Origin of the sequence: Synechococcus sp. H55.10 (genome assembly GCF_047502715.1) — a bacterium.
Lineage (GTDB): Bacteria > Cyanobacteriota > Cyanobacteriia > Thermostichales > Thermostichaceae > Thermostichus.
The window spans coordinates 31,878-47,586 of the sequence record NZ_JANSJJ010000066.1 but is presented as its reverse complement, the minus strand read 5'-3'; the positions used below and the strand labels follow the sequence as shown (position 1 = coordinate 47,586).

11 protein-coding genes and 1 pseudogene are annotated in these 15,709 nt (G+C 61.4%); 5 read left to right on the top strand and 7 right to left on the bottom strand.

All coding sequences use genetic code 11. The features are described from left to right. The first annotated feature begins 326 nt into the window (after positions 1–326). Positions 327–1,016 (top strand): phosphoribosylanthranilate isomerase, encoded by a 690-nt coding sequence (locus tag NW858_RS05295; protein WP_414520058.1) that lies wholly within the window; start codon positions 327–329, stop codon positions 1,014–1,016. On the opposite strand, the gene NW858_RS05290 is transcribed toward NW858_RS05295, so the two are convergent. The 5 genes and pseudogenes from NW858_RS05290 to rbfA all read right to left on the bottom strand — a co-directional run bounded on the left by NW858_RS05290 (position 1,013) and on the right by rbfA (position 4,187). After that, positions 1,013–1,675 carry a DUF4115 domain-containing protein gene (locus NW858_RS05290; protein WP_414520059.1) on the bottom strand — a complete coding sequence of 221 codons (663 nt, stop codon included), beginning with the start codon at positions 1,673–1,675 and terminating at the stop codon, positions 1,013–1,015. The genes NW858_RS05295 and NW858_RS05290 overlap by 4 nt on opposite strands. Beyond that, positions 1,673–1,906, bottom strand: a pseudogene (locus NW858_RS05285) (helix-turn-helix domain-containing protein); the annotation flags it as partial. The pseudogene NW858_RS05285 and the gene NW858_RS05290, both read right to left, overlap by 3 nt. 112 nt (positions 1,907–2,018) lie before the next feature. After that, the gene (locus NW858_RS05280; protein WP_414427062.1) at positions 2,019–2,837 is read right to left on the bottom strand and encodes a pseudouridine synthase; all 819 of its coding nucleotides are present in this window, start codon (positions 2,835–2,837) and stop codon (positions 2,019–2,021) included. 40 nt (positions 2,838–2,877) lie between these two features. After that, positions 2,878–3,387: a hypothetical protein gene (locus tag NW858_RS05275; RefSeq protein ID WP_414334856.1), complete on the bottom strand. Its 510-nt coding sequence runs from the start codon at positions 3,385–3,387 to the stop codon at positions 2,878–2,880. 371 nt (positions 3,388–3,758) lie between these two features. Continuing rightward, complete coding sequence (gene rbfA / locus NW858_RS05270; protein ID WP_414334855.1) at positions 3,759–4,187, bottom strand: 30S ribosome-binding factor RbfA; 429 nt, start codon at positions 4,185–4,187, stop codon at positions 3,759–3,761. A 192-nt stretch (positions 4,188–4,379) separates the two neighbouring features. Here rbfA and NW858_RS05265 point away from each other — a divergent pair, with 192 nt between their 5' ends. Beyond that, a complete protein-coding gene (locus NW858_RS05265; RefSeq protein ID WP_414347243.1) occupies positions 4,380–4,595 on the top strand; it encodes a hypothetical protein in 216 nt (71 codons plus the stop codon). A gap of 112 nt (positions 4,596–4,707) precedes the next feature. Next, entirely contained in the window at positions 4,708–6,171 is a 1,464-nt protein-coding gene (locus tag NW858_RS05260) for a cryptochrome/photolyase family protein (protein WP_414520057.1), read from the top strand. A 210-nt stretch (positions 6,172–6,381) separates the two neighbouring features. Here the strand turns inward: NW858_RS05260 and NW858_RS05255 are convergent, their stop codons facing one another. Both NW858_RS05255 and NW858_RS05250 read right to left on the bottom strand, forming a co-directional pair. Next, positions 6,382–7,719: an alkaline phosphatase gene (locus tag NW858_RS05255; protein WP_414334852.1), complete on the bottom strand. Its 1,338-nt coding sequence runs from the start codon at positions 7,717–7,719 to the stop codon at positions 6,382–6,384. 236 nt (positions 7,720–7,955) lie between these two features. After that, positions 7,956–10,328 carry a DUF3488 and DUF4129 domain-containing transglutaminase family protein gene (locus NW858_RS05250; protein WP_414520056.1) on the bottom strand — a complete coding sequence of 791 codons (2,373 nt, stop codon included), beginning with the start codon at positions 10,326–10,328 and terminating at the stop codon, positions 7,956–7,958. A gap of 214 nt (positions 10,329–10,542) precedes the next feature. Between NW858_RS05250 and uvrA the strand changes: the two genes are divergently transcribed. Together uvrA and NW858_RS05240 are read left to right on the top strand one after the other, a co-directional pair. Continuing rightward, a complete protein-coding gene (gene uvrA, locus NW858_RS05245) occupies positions 10,543–13,443 on the top strand; it encodes an excinuclease ABC subunit UvrA (RefSeq protein WP_414520055.1) in 2,901 nt (966 codons plus the stop codon). A 167-nt stretch (positions 13,444–13,610) separates the two neighbouring features. Further along, positions 13,611–15,704, top strand: coding sequence for a protein kinase domain-containing protein (locus tag NW858_RS05240; protein WP_414520054.1), 2,094 nt, complete (start codon positions 13,611–13,613; stop codon positions 15,702–15,704). Positions 15,705–15,709: the final 5 nt, after the last annotated feature.

The window sequence follows — 15,709 nt, the reverse complement described above, 5'->3', positions numbered from 1 at the left end:
TTAACCAGCGTAACTTTGGACGGCTGTGGCAAATGGTGCGCCGGATCAACACGCTTCATCCAGGACAGCCGGATCCTTTGCAAATGCGCCCCGACCAAAAGTAGGTGCTGCCCTCACCCCCAGCCCCTCTTCCTGAGGGACTCCCTCACCCCCAGCCCCTCTCCCTGAGGGAGGATCCCTCACCCCCAGCCCCTCTCCCTGAGGGAGAGGGGAGTTGGAGGGGTGCGTTTGCGACAGCGTTGCGTAGCAATAACGGCATAACGAACCGTTTCGTTGCTATTGGATTTGAAGTGACTGGGGTAGGTTGATTGTCGGAAGGGATCCCAATGGGCCGGTTGTTTGTCAAAATCTGCGGGATCACCCGTCAGGATCAGGCGGAGGCCATTGCCGCGTTGGGGGTGAGCGCTCTTGGGTTTATTGCTGTGCCCAATACGCCTCGCTATTTGCCCCTACCGGAAATGGCCCGCTGGGTGGGATCTCTGCCCGGCCCTGTGGAAAAAGTGGGGGTCTTTCTGGATCAGGATCCCCGCGTCATCGCCGCCTGGGTGGAAGCGGTGGGCCTCACGGCCATCCAGTTGCACGGCCAGGAATCCCCCCAGGATTGTCGGCAGTTGGGGGAATGGCTGCCCGGGATCCGCCGCATCAAGGCCTTGCGCATTCGCCACCCGGCGGATCTGGAAGGGGCCAATCTCTACCGAGACTGTGTAGAGGGGCTGCTCTTGGATGCCTATCACCCCCAACAGGCGGGTGGAACGGGGCAAACCCTCAATTGGCCGGAACTGGCCCACCGATCCCTGCCCTTGCCTTGGCTGCTGGCCGGTGGGTTGAAACCGGACAATGTGCGGCAGGCCCTCAGCCACCTTCAGCCCAACGGCATCGATCTCTCCAGCGGTGTGGAACGCCGGCCAGGCGATAAAGACATCGACAAAGTCCGGCACCTGTTGCAGCAGCTCCGCTCCCAAGGGTGGGAGATCGCTTCCGGGTGGCCACTGACACATGATAGGCCGGATCCCTAGCGCAGGGACTGAATATCCAACCCCGGCTCAAACATCAGTTCTTTCACTTCTCCAAACCGGCCCATCACCCCAAGCTCCCGGTCGTTAAAGGTCACCAACACACCGCCCGCATTGCCGGTACGCAAAACAATCGATTGCTCCGCTTCCCAATTCAACTCGGCCCCTGGCTGTAGGGTAGCCTCGAAAACCGTTTGCCCATCGGCAATGACCCGCAACCAGGAGGGGCGCTCGACAACGCGGATGTCCAGACGCACCGGCTTGCGCCCCACTCCCCCTGAGTAGGCTTCCAATATCTCGGGAAAAACGCCTTGAATGCGCGTCCATTGGTCAAGGGTGGGAAACAGTTGGCGGGCCGTAGGCTGAGCTGCCGGCAGGGTGCGATCCGGAGAGTTGGCAGCAGGGGGTTGCTGGCCGGATCCCTCTCGGCCAATCCTCGGCAGGCTCACCAGCCAACGCCCAAAGGGATTGCCTGTGCCTTCCAAAAGAGCCGATAATCCCCCCACTGCCAGCACGACCAGCACCACATAGGCGACCCAAAGGTGGAGAGGGCGCAGGGCAAAGGCGGTCTGCCCACCAGCAGCCAGAAGGGGAGCAGATCTAGGGGGCGTTTTGGCCGATAGAAGTGGAAGAGCCTGCCGAGACAGGGCTTCGCCATCCAACCCCAAATAGTTGGCATAGTGCTTGAGAAACCCTTGCACATAGACCGGCTCCGGCAACCGGCTCAAATCGGCTTCCTCCAGCGCCTGTAGATACTGGGAGCGAATAAAGGTATCGTTGGCTACTTCGCTTAACGTCAGGCCCCGTGCCTCCCGTGTTTGCCGCAGCAGGGATCCCAGGGCTTCCAATCGCGTTAGCGGGACGGAGTCCTTAGAGTGTGCTGACTCTTGCATCGTTTGGTCACCTGTGGAAGAGAGGAAGCTGGTTTACAAGCAGCCCCAAATTGTCAGCAGACAAGAAGATACAGCCGCAAGCCGTTCTGTCCTTTTCTCCCCGTACCCAACATTATGAAGAAGGACGGGAAGAGAAAAAAGAGGCGATCTTGGGCAGAGCTGAGCTGTCGGCGGCGGCAAACGGGGCCAGCAAGGCCTGAACCTCTTGGGGATCCAACTGGCGGAACTGGCCTGCCCTCAGATTGCCCAGACGTACTGGGCCGATGGCTTCCCGATGCAAGGCCAGCACCGGATGCCCAAGCTGCTCTGCCACCCGCCGAATTTGTCGGTTGCGTCCCTCAAACAAAACTATCCTCAGCCAGGAGGAATCGGGATGCTTTCTCTGCCCGGAATCGGGGGCAGAACAAAACTCCACTTCCGCCGGCAGAGTGGTGTACCCCCCTAAGTCTACTCCGTCTCGCCACTGTTGCAGGGTGGCCTGGCTCGGATGTCCCTGTACCTGGACTCGATAGGTTTTGGGCAGATGGTAGCGCGGATGGGTTAGCTTCAGTGTCAGGTCACCATCGTTGGTGAGCAGCAAAGCGCCACTGCTATCGACATCCAGTCGGCCCACGGGATAGAGGCGGATCTGTCGGTTCCAGGGTGGGGGAAGCAGATCCAGCACTGTCTTGCGTCCCCAGGGATCCTTACAGGTGGACAAGACCCCCAGCGGCTTGTGCAGAAGCAAAACGTGGCGGGCCGGATCCCTGCAAGAGATTGGCCGCCCATCCACCTCGACGCAATCCTGTTCCGGATCAGCCTTAAAGCCCAGCTCGGTGACCACTTTCCCATTCACCCGAATGCGACCCGCCAGGATCCAGGCTTCCACCTGGCGACGAGAGGCCAAGCCCTGCTGAGCCAAAAGCTTCTGGAGCCGTTGGGGTTTTGCCATGGGGATTGAACGGCAAAAGCAGCAACCGAAGCTGAGGGTGCTAGGCAGCGGAGTCTTCGGGATTGGAGAGCCGGTCGGGCAAATCGACGGCATTGGGGGGCAACAGCAGCATTGCCGACTTCGACCCTGAGCTATCTCCTAAAGAATAGCTGAGGCCACAATCAAATTCTTCTGCCAGCCGGCAGACTTCCTTGAGATCTCCCACCGACCAGATGCTCCAACTGCTGCGAATCTGGTTATCTACCCACACTTCCACACGGTTGCCCTCGATGTGAATGATGCGCTTGGGGTTGATTTCTGAAACGCGGCCTGTAGACTCAGCCAAGGCCTCCGGCCCGCTGACGCCAACGGAAGATTTTTGCCTCAAAGCCCCCAGAGCAGCCATTAACTGCGGCAGAGCCAGTAAAAGGTGCTGAGTGGCTTGTTGGGGTTGCCCTTTCAAGCAGGAAACCAAAGCTTCGGCAACACTCTGGTTCAGAGCCTGCAGAGCTTGGAGAGGGGTGGCACCTGCCAGGGCGGGATCCGGTTGCAGTGGGCTTTGAACATCCATGAAAAGGCAGAAAAGGCATGGACAGAAACTTTACAGCCCTTTCGCAGGTTCGCTACAGCGACGCTGATGCCTTCGCGTTATCAGTGGGCGGCACTATTGCGACTCCCAGTTGGGATAGAGCGCTCTGGTGGTCGTTTAGGCGTGCCGCAGGCATTGATCCTGTTCAGGTAACCACGGGAAGGGCTGTGTAGTTTCTTCAGCCTAACAAATCCAAAAACTTCTCGGTGAGAAAACCTGGCTTTGACATTGTCCGCGTCGCCGCGAAGCCGTTGGCCATCAGGGTAGATTCTTTGCTCTCTTGTGCACAGCAGGCTGAGCTTTAGCGCAGATCCCCCAAGGTGGCACGAAAGTGGGCAGCCATTGTTGTTTGCTCAATTGTCTTCTTCACCCCCGGCGGTGTCCTCCATCGTTTCCTCAACCCCGGGCTCCTCCTGTTGTTGAGCCTCGGCAGGCGGTCTCAGTTGGTTGAGCAGGGTCAGAACCCGGGATCCCCGCTCCAAAGAGCGATCCTGCAAAAACACCACCGTCGGCACCCGTCGCAGGCCGAGGCGCTGGCCAATTTCCCGCCGCACGAAGGGAGTGGCAGAGGCCAGCCCCTCCATGGTCTGCTGCTGGGCCGCTTCATCGCCATAGATGCTGACGAAGATGCGGGCATTTTGCAAGTCATTGGAAACCTCGACATCCACAATGCTGACCATGCCCGCCCCCACGCGGTCATCTTTGATCTCCGAGAGCAGGATTTGGCTGACCTCCCGTTTGATCAGCTCGGCTACCCGTGCCACCCGTCGCGCTGTCGCCATTTTTGGATACCTAGGTTACCGCTCATCCGCAAACCGGCTCTGGCCGGTGTGGAGCAGAGTCCTCGTCGGCTCGATCCCCAGAACAGTAGCCGATGCTACGAGCATCTCTCTCTTCTACCTTTATCTTGAATCCATGTCCACCTTGCCTTGAGTATGAATACCTAAAGCCATCGATGGATGGATGGAGACGTGATGATCAAGACGCCAGAGGCCCTGCGGCGCTCCATTGAGCAGTTTATGCTGAATGTCACAGAGCCGCTTGACCCCTTGCTCTCCCTGAAGCTAACTCAATTGGTGGTGATGTTGGGGGATACAGCTTATGCAATGGGGTACAGCGATGGCCAACAAAAGCCAGATGAACGCTGCCGCTATTGTCCCAGCCGGCTGCTCGACCGTCCAGAGCTTTGACAGAGCCCTTTAAGGTTCTTCATAGTCTAGCTCCTGGCTGTCCGGGAGGGGGGAATGAGTTGAAAGGGGTGGTGGGAACCGGCCAAGATGGGATCCCGTCCCTCAGTAGCCTATGACTTCCCCGGTTTTGATTTGGCACCGTCGCGATCTGCGGCTAGCAGACAACACAGCCCTACACGCGGCGGCGCAGCGCAGCCCGCAGGTGGTGCCGGTTTTCGTTTTCGACCCGCAGGTTTTGCAGCGGGCGGATATGGCCCCGGCCAGGGTGGCGTTTCTCCTCCAGGCATTGCAGGAGCTGCAGGAGCGCTACGCCCAGATGGGGATCCCGCTCCTCTGGCGGCGGGGGGATCCGGCGGTGGAGCTGCGGCAGTTGGCCACCGAGCTGGGGGCGCAGGCCGTGTTTTGGAACGAGGATCTGGATCCCTTGGCCCGGCAGCAGGAGAGTCAGGTGCGGGCCAGCTTGACGGAAGCCGGGATCCTGTCTTTTTCTTACCAAGATATGCTGCTGCACGGTCCGGGGGAAGTGGTGACCCAGGCGGGGGAGCCCTACTCGGTTTTTACCCCTTTCTGGCGACGCTGGTCCAGCTTGCCTAAGCCGGATCCCTTCCCCACTCCCAAGGAGCTCCAGCCGCTGCCAAGCCTGAAAGCTCAACCTCTGCCCAGCTTGGCGGATCTGGGCTTTGTCTGCGAGCAGCGGATCCCGGCGGCAGGCGAGAGGGCAGCTCAAGCGCTGCTGGAGGATTTTTGTCAGGGCCTGCGCATTTTGGACTACGAGCAGGCCCGCAATTTTCCGGCTGAACAGGGTACCTCTCTCCTCAGTCCCCACCTGTGCTGGGGAACCATCGGCATTCGTCAGGTGTGGCAGGCCACGCGGGAGGTGGAAGCAGAGGTGCGCAGTGAAGAAGCCGAAAGCAGCCTGCAAACTTGGCGGCAGGAGCTGTGCTGGCGCGAGTTTTACAAGCATGTCCTGGCCCACTGGCCCCACGTGGAGAGCGGCGCCTACCGACGAGCTTTTGATGCGCTGGAGTGGGGCAACCGGCAGGACTGGTTTCAGGCCTGGTGCGCCGGAGAGACGGGTTACCCCATCGTGGATGCGGCCATGCGCCAGCTCAACGAGACCGGCTGGATGCACAACCGCTGCCGCATGATCGTGGCCAGCTTTTTAACTAAAGATCTGCTCATCGACTGGCGCTGGGGAGAGCGCTACTTTATGCAGAAGCTGGTGGACGGGGATCTGGCCGCCAACAACGGCGGCTGGCAGTGGAGCGCCGGTGTGGGCACGGATCCCAGGCCGCTGCGCATCTTCAACCCGGCCACCCAGGCGGCCCGCTACGACCCGGAAGGGGAGTACATCCGTCGCTACCTGCCGGAGCTGGCGGGGCTAGATACCCCGGCTTTGCTGTGGGTGGGGGAGGATCCCAAGGGATCCTGGGCCCTACAGGAGCGGCGGCGCTGCGGCTACCCGGATCCCATCGTGGATCACAAGGTGCAGCAGCAGGAGTTCAAGCGGCGCTACCAGGCGGTGCAGCAGAGGCGTTCTCAGCCGGCCCAGGGCAGACTATCCACTCTTTCCTAGCTCTGGACAAGACGTGGCAAGGACTTCCCTCACCCCCAACCCCTCTCCCTGAGGGACTCCCTCACCCCCAACCCCTCTCCCTCAGGGAGAGGGGAGTTAGAGCAGCGCGTTCGCGACAGCGTTGCGTTAATGACTTATGGAAATGAAAAGGGGATCGCCTGGATCCCCTCGGTCTTCAGAAGTTCGGAGCCAATGCCGGGTTGCCTGAGACTACGGCTTCAGCTCGCTGGGGATGCGCTCCCCGAAGAGAACTGTGTAGAGAATGCGGTAGATGTCGGTGTTCAGGATCCCGGTGGTGGGCACCAGCTCTTGGGCGTTCAGACCCGCCGCGCGGGCGATAACTCCACTGCCGGCGTCGTCTCCAGTGGCCCACGCCACCGCAAAGGGGCGGCGGTTGCCGTTCTTGTCGGGTGCTGAAACAAATGGCTTCGTACCCGTGCCCTCGACGCCATCGATAGGGGCGCCGCTTTCTTCGGGGTCAGTGGGGGGCAGCGGCTCATCGGCAGACTCCACATCCACCAACTGCATCCCGCCGGCGTTGCTGTCGCTGGTGGTGATCATGAAGGTTTTGGGATTCTTCTCGATGAAGTTAAGAATTACCCCGATGGCATCGTCAGCCCGCTTCATGGCCTCCAGGCAGCCGGAAGCATTGAGGTTGTTGCACATGTTGTCGGTGCCCTCTTCCTCAATGACGGCGAAGAAGCCCTTGGGATTGCGGGAGATCCGCTCTAGGGCAAACTGCGTCATCTCGGCAATGGTGGGTGCGCTGGCGATGTAGTTGGGCAAGTTTTCTTTGCGCAGCTCTTCTTCAGGTTTGTCGTAGAAGGTGTCCTCTACGTTGAACACCCCCAAAACCTTGGCGGCATCCGCCGGCAGCTTCAGCAGCTCGTCGCGGGTATAGACGACGGCATACCCTTTTTTCTTGGCTTCCTCGATGAGGTTGCGGCCATCCTTGCGCTTCCCTTGGCCAAAGCGCCCCTGGACGCCTTCCGGCAACAGCCATTCCTCACCGGCCCCCAGGATGATGTCTACCCCCGACTCCACCACTTCCAGGGCAATCTCCTCGTAGTCGCTGCGCTTGGGAGCTTCAGCCACAAAAGCAGCCGTCCCCGGCTCGATGATGGATCCCGACTGCACCAGAGCCGTGCCCAGGCCTGCCTCAATGGCATCTTCCATAATTGTGTTCAGGGTGCCGTTGGCCGAGGGATACTCTTTGCCGTCGGGATCCAAGCCAAAAGTCGCGCCATGCACGCGAGTGCCTGTGGCATGCGTCACCGCCCCGCCGTTGGAGGTTCCACCCAACAGGTCAAGGTGATGGCCACGATAGGTGGTGATGACAGGCAGGCGATCCCAGTTCAAGAAGCCATCCGGGCCGTAGTGGAGAATGCGGGTGATGTCCCAGTGGGAGGCCGAAGTGCCATCGGGGTGGAAAAAGATCGCCCCGTTGCCGGTCGGCTTTGGCGCCGCCTGGGCCAGGCTAGAAAAAAGGGAAGAGGACAGCAAGCACAGCGTTGCGGCCAAAGCTGCCCTCAGAGAATAGTTACGCATAGTAAACCTGCCCTTGCTTGTTCAAGGCTGAACGTCAAGAAAAGTAACACAGCCTTGGAGCACTTAGCAAGGGCTAGGCTAAACCTGAGGGCAGAGCTCACTTGTAGCGATGGCCTGCCGCCCCAGTCTATGGCAGGGTCTATACCTAGAGTTAACTATCTCTTAACCCCTTCATAATGTCAAGGCTTCTCGTAGAGCTCTTGGGAGACTTGCGCCAGGACATAGCCGTCTTCCGGTCAAGCGGCTCTTTTGGGGGCAAGGGAGGAATTTTGGGTCTGCCAGGCCTGCCTAAGCTGTCTGAGGCATTGTTGCCAACGCTGCAGTTCCCCGGCTGCCAGCGGGATCCCGCCAAAGCGCACCTCCAGGTAGCGCTGCAGGAACTGGATGGCCAGCTCGGCCTGGGGCAAATCGGAGTGGCGCAAGTGTTCTAGGCAGGCTTCCGGCCCCAGGTGGGCTGGGATCCCCACTGCCGTCGCCAGCTCCCGCAGTTGGAGGTAAAGTCTGGAGATTGCCTGGCGGCGCCGCTGCGATTTGGGCAGGGCCGTCGGGATCCAGCGCATGCCGGCAAAGGCCAGACTTGGCAGCAGGATCCCGATCATCCAGGTGGGCCATTCTGGGGGCGGCTGCCACAGGGATCCCATCACCACTCCATTGCCAAGTGTGGCCAAGAGGATCCATCCCCCATCCCGCCAGTGCAAAGCCTGGTAGCGGCGGCGGCGGCCCCAGTAGGCCGTGAAGCCGGTGATCAAAATCACCCCCAGCAGCGGCAGGCTGTTCTGTTGCAGCCTTTGCCCCCAGCCCACCAGACCGCGACGGAAGGCGGCGGCAACATCCTCTCGATCGGAAGAGACCGCTACTGCACTGGCGATCTCCTGAATCTGCCGCCAGATCTGCCGCTGGGTGGATAGGTCGTACTGGATGACGTACTTAAACCAACGGAAGCGCAGGCTGTCGTAAAAATCCTGCAAGGGATCCCACCAGCTTTGCCGCTGGCTAACATTGGCCTCTGGCGGCGTGGCGTCGAAGAGGATCCATCCATAGGGGCCAAAGGGGATCTCCGTCCAAGAATGGGCATCGGCGTTGCGCACCGCCAGGTACTTTTCCTGCGCCACCCAGCGCCCGCCCAAAAAACCATTGACCACGCGGGCCGGGATGCCAAGGCTGCGGGCCAGCACCGTCAGGGCGGTGGCAAAGTATTCGCAGTGGCCGCGGCGGTGGGTAAACAAAAAGGCCTCCAAAGGCGGTTCGGCCCCGGGATCCGGCAGATCCGTGGTGTAGGCGTAGTTCTCCAGCAGGTAGTTCTGCAGAGCTGTCGCCTTGCCAAAGACATCGGGGATCCCGGCGGTGATCTCCTCTGCCAAGGCGGGAATGCGCGGATCCAGATCTGCCGGCAGCTGCAGGTAGGCTGCCTGCTGGGCTGAGTCAAGAGCACTTAGCAACTCCGCCTGGCCGAGCTGGCGCAGGCGGGGCCCCAGATCGCGGGGGATCCAGCTCACGGCGCGGTAGAGATAGGGCAGCCGGGGGGGCAGGGAATGGCTCACATCCCCGCTCTCGTGCAGGAGCAGGCGGCGAGTTTGCCGTTGCCATGCCTGCTGAGGGGTCATCGCCCCCCCCCGATCCAACCACTCCACCTCCAGCAGCGGCGCCACCCCAAAGACGGTGTTGGTGGCCAGCGGCTCTAGGTAGATAAGCTGCTCCAGGGGGAGGAACTGGAGGTCGCTAGCAGTGGGGATCAAGGGGGAAGCCGAGAGGGCAAAGACCCCTGCTGCAGTGGGGAAAATCGGGATCGCGCGGTTCAGCGTCCGCGACCAAGCCCGCCCGTCGTAGCGATCAAAGCTGATCCCCCGCCAGTAGAGGGACTCCACCTGAGGCGGCACCCCCGCCGGGAACTCCACCCGCATAACAACAGTGCTGTCGGTCTTGAGGGTGCCGAACTCCCCCAGGCTGACTTCCTCGGCAAAGCCAGTGGTCATCACCGGCGAGCGGGCCTGCCGGCCTAGGAGCCCCAAGCTAAGGCGCGGAAAGAGGAAAAACAAAACCACCGCGAGAAGGGTTGCCAGCAAAGCCAGGGATCCAAGCAACCCCAGAAAGTTGAGGTCGATCCCGCGGACTTGGCTAGCCGCCTGGGGGTGCTGCTCCGCCTGCAGGCGCAGGTGATAGAGGGTGAGGTTAACCAGCCCCACCCCCACATACAGCAGGAATAAAAACCCAAAGCTGATGTCCTCGTTAAAGAGGGTGGCAATGGCCATCAGAAGCAAAGACAACACCGCCAACTGAATGTGGTCGGCTGCCCGCTCCCGCTGAAACAACTTGGCCCCCGTAAGGTAGAGCACCAGGCCTATGGCCCCATCCGAAAGCGGCAGCACGCCCGCAAGCACCAGGGCCGCCAGGCTGACCAGCACGCTCACCGTCAGGGGCATCCACAGGGGCGCATAGCGGGCAAAGCTAATGCGGGGCGGCTCCCAAAACCAACTGGCAGCCCCCGCTGCCAAGCAGAGGGCGATAACCGCCGGCGACAGGGCCTGATCTCCCAGACAAAGGGCGGCAAAGGCGATCCCCACCAGCAGGTAGATGAAGAGCTTTTGGACGGCAAGCAGTGGCCAGGTCATGGGCTAGGTTGCTTCGGGATCCCTCAAGTGGCCCTTCCAAGATAGCCAAGTCTTTCCTCTTCTCCTGCCCCCTATTGCCGGCACCCCTTGCGATGGGGAGAAGACAGACTTCTGCTGCAGCACTAGAATCGTTAATGTTCCTTAACTTTTGTTGTTTTTCGACTCGCCAATTTTGGGCAGAGTCTCCACCCACGCTGCACACAGAGGGGATGAGATGTCCGGCCAAAACGAAATCCATGTGGTGGGGGCGCGGCAGCACAACCTCAAAAACCTCGAGCTGCGGATCCCGCGCAATCGCCTGGTGGTGTTTACCGGCGTCTCCGGCTCTGGAAAATCTTCTCTGGCCTTCGACACCATCTTTGCCGAGGGGCAGCGGCGCTACGTGGAGTCCCTTAGCGCCTATGCGCGGCAATTTCTGGGGCAACTGGACAAACCGGATGTAGACCGCATCGAGGGCTTGAGCCCAGCCATTGCCATCGACCAAAAGTCCACCAGCCACAACCCCCGCTCCACGGTTGGCACCGTGACCGAAATCTACGACTACCTGCGGCTGCTGTATGGGCGGGCCGGGATCCCCCACTGCCCCCATTGTGACCGGGTGATTGCCCCCCAGACGGTGGATCAAATGGTGGACCAGATCCTGGCCCTGCCGGAGCGGACGCGCTTTCAGTTGCTTGCGCCCGTGGTGAGGGGAAAAAAGGGCACCCACGCAGCGCTCTTGCAAAGCCTGAGCCAGCAGGGGTTTGTGCGGGTGCGCATCGACGGCCAGGTGCGGGATCTCAGCGAGGAAATTGAGTTGGCCAAAACCAAGGCCCACACCATTGAGGTGGTGGTGGATCGGCTGGTTAAGGGCCCCAACATGGCAGAGCGGCTGGCCGATTCCCTGACCACCTGTCTGCGCCAGTCGGGGGGACTGGCGGTGGTGGAGCTCTTGCCCCGTGAAGACGAACGGGAACACCTGCTGCAAAAAGTAGCCGAGGTGGCGGGGCAGTACCTCAACGGCAAGCCAACGGAGCTGATCTTTTCGGAACAATTTGCCTGCCCCGAACACGGCTCCGTGCTGGGCGAGCTGTCGCCGCGGCTATTTTCCTTTAACTCCCCCATCGGCGCCTGTCCCGTCTGTCACGGCCTGGGCTTTGAACCCATCTTCGACCCCGACCGGATCGTGCCGGATCCCAAGCTCCCCCTCTATGCGGCCATTGCTCCCTGGGCGGAGCGGGAGAACCCCTACTATCTGGCCCTACTGGCGGGGGCTGCTAAGGCCTTTGGCTTTGAGCTCGGCAGCCGCTGGTGCGACCTCAGCCCCGAGCAGCAGCAGCTCCTCCTCTACGGCAGCGATCAGGAGATCTACGTTGAGGCGGAATCCCCCTACCGGGGCCGCGGCTACTACCGTCGCTACGAAGGGGTGATCCCGCAGTTGCAGCGGCACTACCAAGAAACCACCGCCGAAACCTACCGGCAAAAGCTGGAGACCTACCTCACCTACCGCCCCTGCGCTGCCTGTGGCGGATCCCGGCTGCGGCCAGAGGCCCTGGCCGTGCGCGTCGGTGGCTACCGCATCACGGATCTCACCGAGATCTCCATCCGCGACTGCCTGCAGCGCCTGGAGCAGCTCCAGCTTACCCCCCGCCAAGCGCAGATTGCCGAGCTGGTGCTGCGGGAGATCAAAACCCGCCTGCAGTTTTTAATTGACGTGGGCCTTGACTACCTCACCCTAGCCCGACCGGCCATGACCCTTTCGGGGGGCGAGGCGCAGCGGATCCGACTGGCCAGCCAGATTGGCTCCGGCCTGACGGGGGTGCTCTACGTGCTGGACGAACCCTCCATTGGCCTGCACCAGCGGGATAACCAACGCCTCTTGCAAACCCTATTCCGCCTACGGGATCTGGGCAACACCTTAATTGTGGTGGAACACGATGAAGAGACCATTCGCGCCGCCGACCACATCGTGGACATTGGCCCTGGCGCTGGCATCCACGGCGGAGAAGTGGTGGCCCAAGGATCTCTAGCCGACATCCTAGCCTGCGAGCGCTCCCTCACCGGCGCCTATCTGGCGGGGCGGCAGCGGATCCCAACCCCAGCTCAGCGGCGACCTGGCAAAGCCGTCTCCCTCAAGCTCACCGATGCCCACAAAAACAACCTCAAGCACATCGATGTGGAGATCCCCCTGGGCAAGCTGGTCTGCGTCACCGGCGTCTCCGGCTCCGGCAAGTCCACCCTGGTCAACGAGTTGCTCTACCCTGCCCTGCAACACTCCCTCGGCCAGAAGGTGCCTAAGCCAACGGAAATGGGGGAGCTACACGGCATTGAACACATCGACAAGGTCATTGTCATCGACCAATCCCCCATTGGCCGCACCCCCCGCTCCAACCCCGCCACCTACACGGGCCTCTTTGATCCCATCCGCCAAGCCTTTGCCCAGACTCTAGAGGCCAAGGCCAGGGGCTATCAGTCCGGCCACTTTTCCTTCAACGTCAAGGGGGGGCGCTGTGAAGCCTGCAAAGGGCAGGGGGTGAACGTGATTGAAATGAACTTCCTGCCGGATGTGTACGTCACCTGCGAGGTGTGTGGGGGCAGCCGCTACAGCCGCGAGACCCTCCAGGTCAGGTACAAGGGCAAAAACATCGCTGAAGTCCTAGACATGACGGTGGGGGAGGCGCTGGAGTTTTTTGCCGCCCTACCCCCTGCCGCCAAGATCCTGCAGACGCTGGCCGATGTGGGCCTTGATTACATCAAGCTGGGCCAGCCCGCTCCGACGCTTTCCGGCGGGGAAGCGCAGCGGGTGAAGCTGGCGGCAGAACTGGCCCGCCGCTCCACCGGCAAAACCCTCTACCTGCTCGATGAACCCTCCACCGGCCTGTCCTTCTACGACGTTCACAAGCTCTTGAATGTTCTGCAGCGGTTGGTGGATGCGGGCAACACCGTGCTGGTGATCGAGCACAACCTGGACATCCTCCGCTGTGCCGACTGGATTATTGACCTGGGGCCGGAAGGGGGCGACCAGGGCGGCCAGATTGTTGCCGTCGGCACCCCTGAAGAAGTGGCCGAGCATCCCGGATCCCACACGGGGCGCTACCTAAAGCAGGTTTTGCAACGACATCCCCCCGGCCACTGAGTAACTCAGGGTTACTCTGAGCCTTTTGCCCGTGTGGCATGATGATCCAGAAGGAAAAGGTTCGCATCCTCCCCAAGGGTAGAGCCAAAGAACTCCGTCCCGCTAAAGTGCTCCGCAGTGCTGACGCGAACGGTAGACCATATATGCCTGGAGTAGCCGGAGTCCTTATGGTAGGGCAGACCCTGGGTGGCCGCTATCAGATCTTGGAAGAACTGGGATCCAGCGGGCAAACCTACCTGGCCCAAGATGGCCATCGCCCTGAACAGAGCTGGGTGGTGATCAGGCGTTGGCAACCTCGCTCTCCCAAGGGGGAAGAGCCCTCTGCCGCCCGGCAGCGATTTGAACAGGCAATGGCGCTGTGGGAACGCCTGGGATCCCATGAGTGTATCTCACGCCTGCTGACTTATTTTGAGCAAGAGGGAGATTTTTACTGGGTAGAAGAGTGGATCGAGGGGCAGACTCTGGAACAGGCCCTGCGCCAGGCCACTGAGCAAGGTCAGCCTTGGACAGAAGCTGAGGTGCGGGCCTTTTTGCAAGATGTGCTGCAAACCTTGGCCTTGCTACACAGTGAGGGGGTAAACTGCTGCAACCTAGAGCCCTCTCGCCTGATCTGTCGCCGGGCGGATGGCCGCTGGGTGGTGTTGGGCTTGGGCTGCTGCAACTCTGGGCCCGAGGCTGCCGACAGCGATCTGGAGGCACTTGGGCTCATCGCCATACAGGTCCTCTCAGGGATCCCGCCCCACAAGCTGTTTCGCGACCCGTTGACGGGGGAGCTGCGCTGGCACGATCTGGCTCCTACCAGCGCTCCTTTTGCCGCTTTTTTGGACTGCCTGGTGGGTTGTGACCCGCGGCAGCGCTTTGCTTCGGCAGCGGCAGCTTTGGCCGCTCTCCAGGCTTTGCCTCTGGCAGAGGGCGTCTCTCCCGGCGCTGAGATCCTGCCCGACCCTGTTGCCGCCGCTCCCTTACAGGAGCCGACTACGCCGCCGCGTTCCTCGGTATCACTGCGGGCGCGTTTCTGGATCCCACCACTTTGGGCGGGGAGTAGTCTGGCGGCTTTGCTGGTGCTACTCGGAGTTGCCGCCTGGCAACTGGCGGCCAACCTCAGCCTGTGGGGAGAGAAGGCAATTGTGCCCAGGGACTCTGTCCCGCCCGCGGGAACGAGGGCAAATTTGGGATCCGCTGGGCTCAAAAGCTTCAGCTCCCCAGAGCAGCCGCCCAATCCCTCCAGGACTGGATCCCTATCCTCTTCCAGCCCTGCCCTCAACCTAGCTGACTGGGCCAAGTCCTTGCGGCTCAAGGCCACGCTGGAAGGCCCCGCCGCTATCACCGCTCTGGCCATCAGCCCGGATGGAGATCTCCTGGTTGCCGGGGGAGACGACGGTGTCATCCGCTTTTGGGATCCCCAGGCCGGCCAACTGCTGCAGAGCTGGGTAGGCCACGAAGGTTCGATTGAGACGCTGGCCATCAGCCCCGATGGTACCTTTTTGGTGAGTGGGGGGGCCGACAAGACGGTGCGGGTTTGGGATTTGGTCACCCTGGGGGATGGGGTGCCACGGCTGCAGTTGCAGGGCCACACCGAGCTGATCAACAGCGTCGCCATCAGCCCCGATGGCCGTTGGATTGCCAGCGGCAGCGCCGACCGTACCATTCGCCTTTGGCAAGCTGAGGATGGCCAGTTGGTGCGCACCATCGACAGCGCCGCCCACCCGGTTACCCAGGGGTCAGGCATTACGGCAGTGGCCTTCGCTCCCTCTGGGGTGGCGGAAAAAAGGAGCCCGCCCTGGATCCTGGTGGCCGCCAACGGGGATCCCACCGTTCATCTTTGGGATCCCGGCAGCGGGGCTTTGTTGAAAACCCTGGAGGCCGACTACCCCATCGAGCAGGTGCTCCTCAGTCCCGATGGCCGCCACTTGCTCGCCGCCAGCGCTTCCGGCGTCTGGATCTGGAACGTGGGCACGGGATCCCTCGAGCGCACTCTGGCCCAGCCCTTGTCTGGCTTGGCCACCCTTGCCCTCAGCCCCGATGGCCGCCTGCTGGCCAGCGGCACCGATCACCGCGCCCAGCAGATCAAACTCTGGGATTTGGGCAGCGGCAAAGAGTTGCGCACCCTGGGCGGCCAGACTTGGATGGTGAGTGCTCTGCTGTTTGGCCCCAACGGGCAAACCCTTCTCAGCGGCGGTGCCGATGGCGCCATTCGCATCTGGGGGCCAGAACATCCTGCCTCAGAAGGGGACTCAGCCTTGAGGAATCGAGCCAGGTAAAATAC

What these genes read in the sequence shown, in the direction of transcription:
- NW858_RS05250 (WP_414520056.1), bottom strand. Translation starts at nt 10,328, where the DNA reads ATGACCTGGCCACTGCTTGCCGTCCAAAAGCTCTTCATCTACCTGCTG.
- NW858_RS05265 (WP_414347243.1), top strand. Translation starts at nt 4,380, where the DNA reads ATGATCAAGACGCCAGAGGCCCTGCGGCGCTCCATTGAGCAGTTTATG.
- NW858_RS05280 (WP_414427062.1), bottom strand. Translation starts at nt 2,837, where the DNA reads ATGGCAAAACCCCAACGGCTCCAGAAGCTTTTGGCTCAGCAGGGCTTG.
- NW858_RS05260 (WP_414520057.1), top strand. Translation starts at nt 4,708, where the DNA reads ATGACTTCCCCGGTTTTGATTTGGCACCGTCGCGATCTGCGGCTAGCA.
- NW858_RS05295 (WP_414520058.1), top strand. Translation starts at nt 327, where the DNA reads ATGGGCCGGTTGTTTGTCAAAATCTGCGGGATCACCCGTCAGGATCAG.
- NW858_RS05240 (WP_414520054.1), top strand. Translation starts at nt 13,611, where the DNA reads ATGGTAGGGCAGACCCTGGGTGGCCGCTATCAGATCTTGGAAGAACTG.
- uvrA (WP_414520055.1), top strand. Translation starts at nt 10,543, where the DNA reads ATGTCCGGCCAAAACGAAATCCATGTGGTGGGGGCGCGGCAGCACAAC.
- rbfA (WP_414334855.1), bottom strand. Translation starts at nt 4,187, where the DNA reads ATGGCGACAGCGCGACGGGTGGCACGGGTAGCCGAGCTGATCAAACGG.
- NW858_RS05275 (WP_414334856.1), bottom strand. Translation starts at nt 3,387, where the DNA reads ATGGATGTTCAAAGCCCACTGCAACCGGATCCCGCCCTGGCAGGTGCC.
- NW858_RS05255 (WP_414334852.1), bottom strand. Translation starts at nt 7,719, where the DNA reads ATGCGTAACTATTCTCTGAGGGCAGCTTTGGCCGCAACGCTGTGCTTG.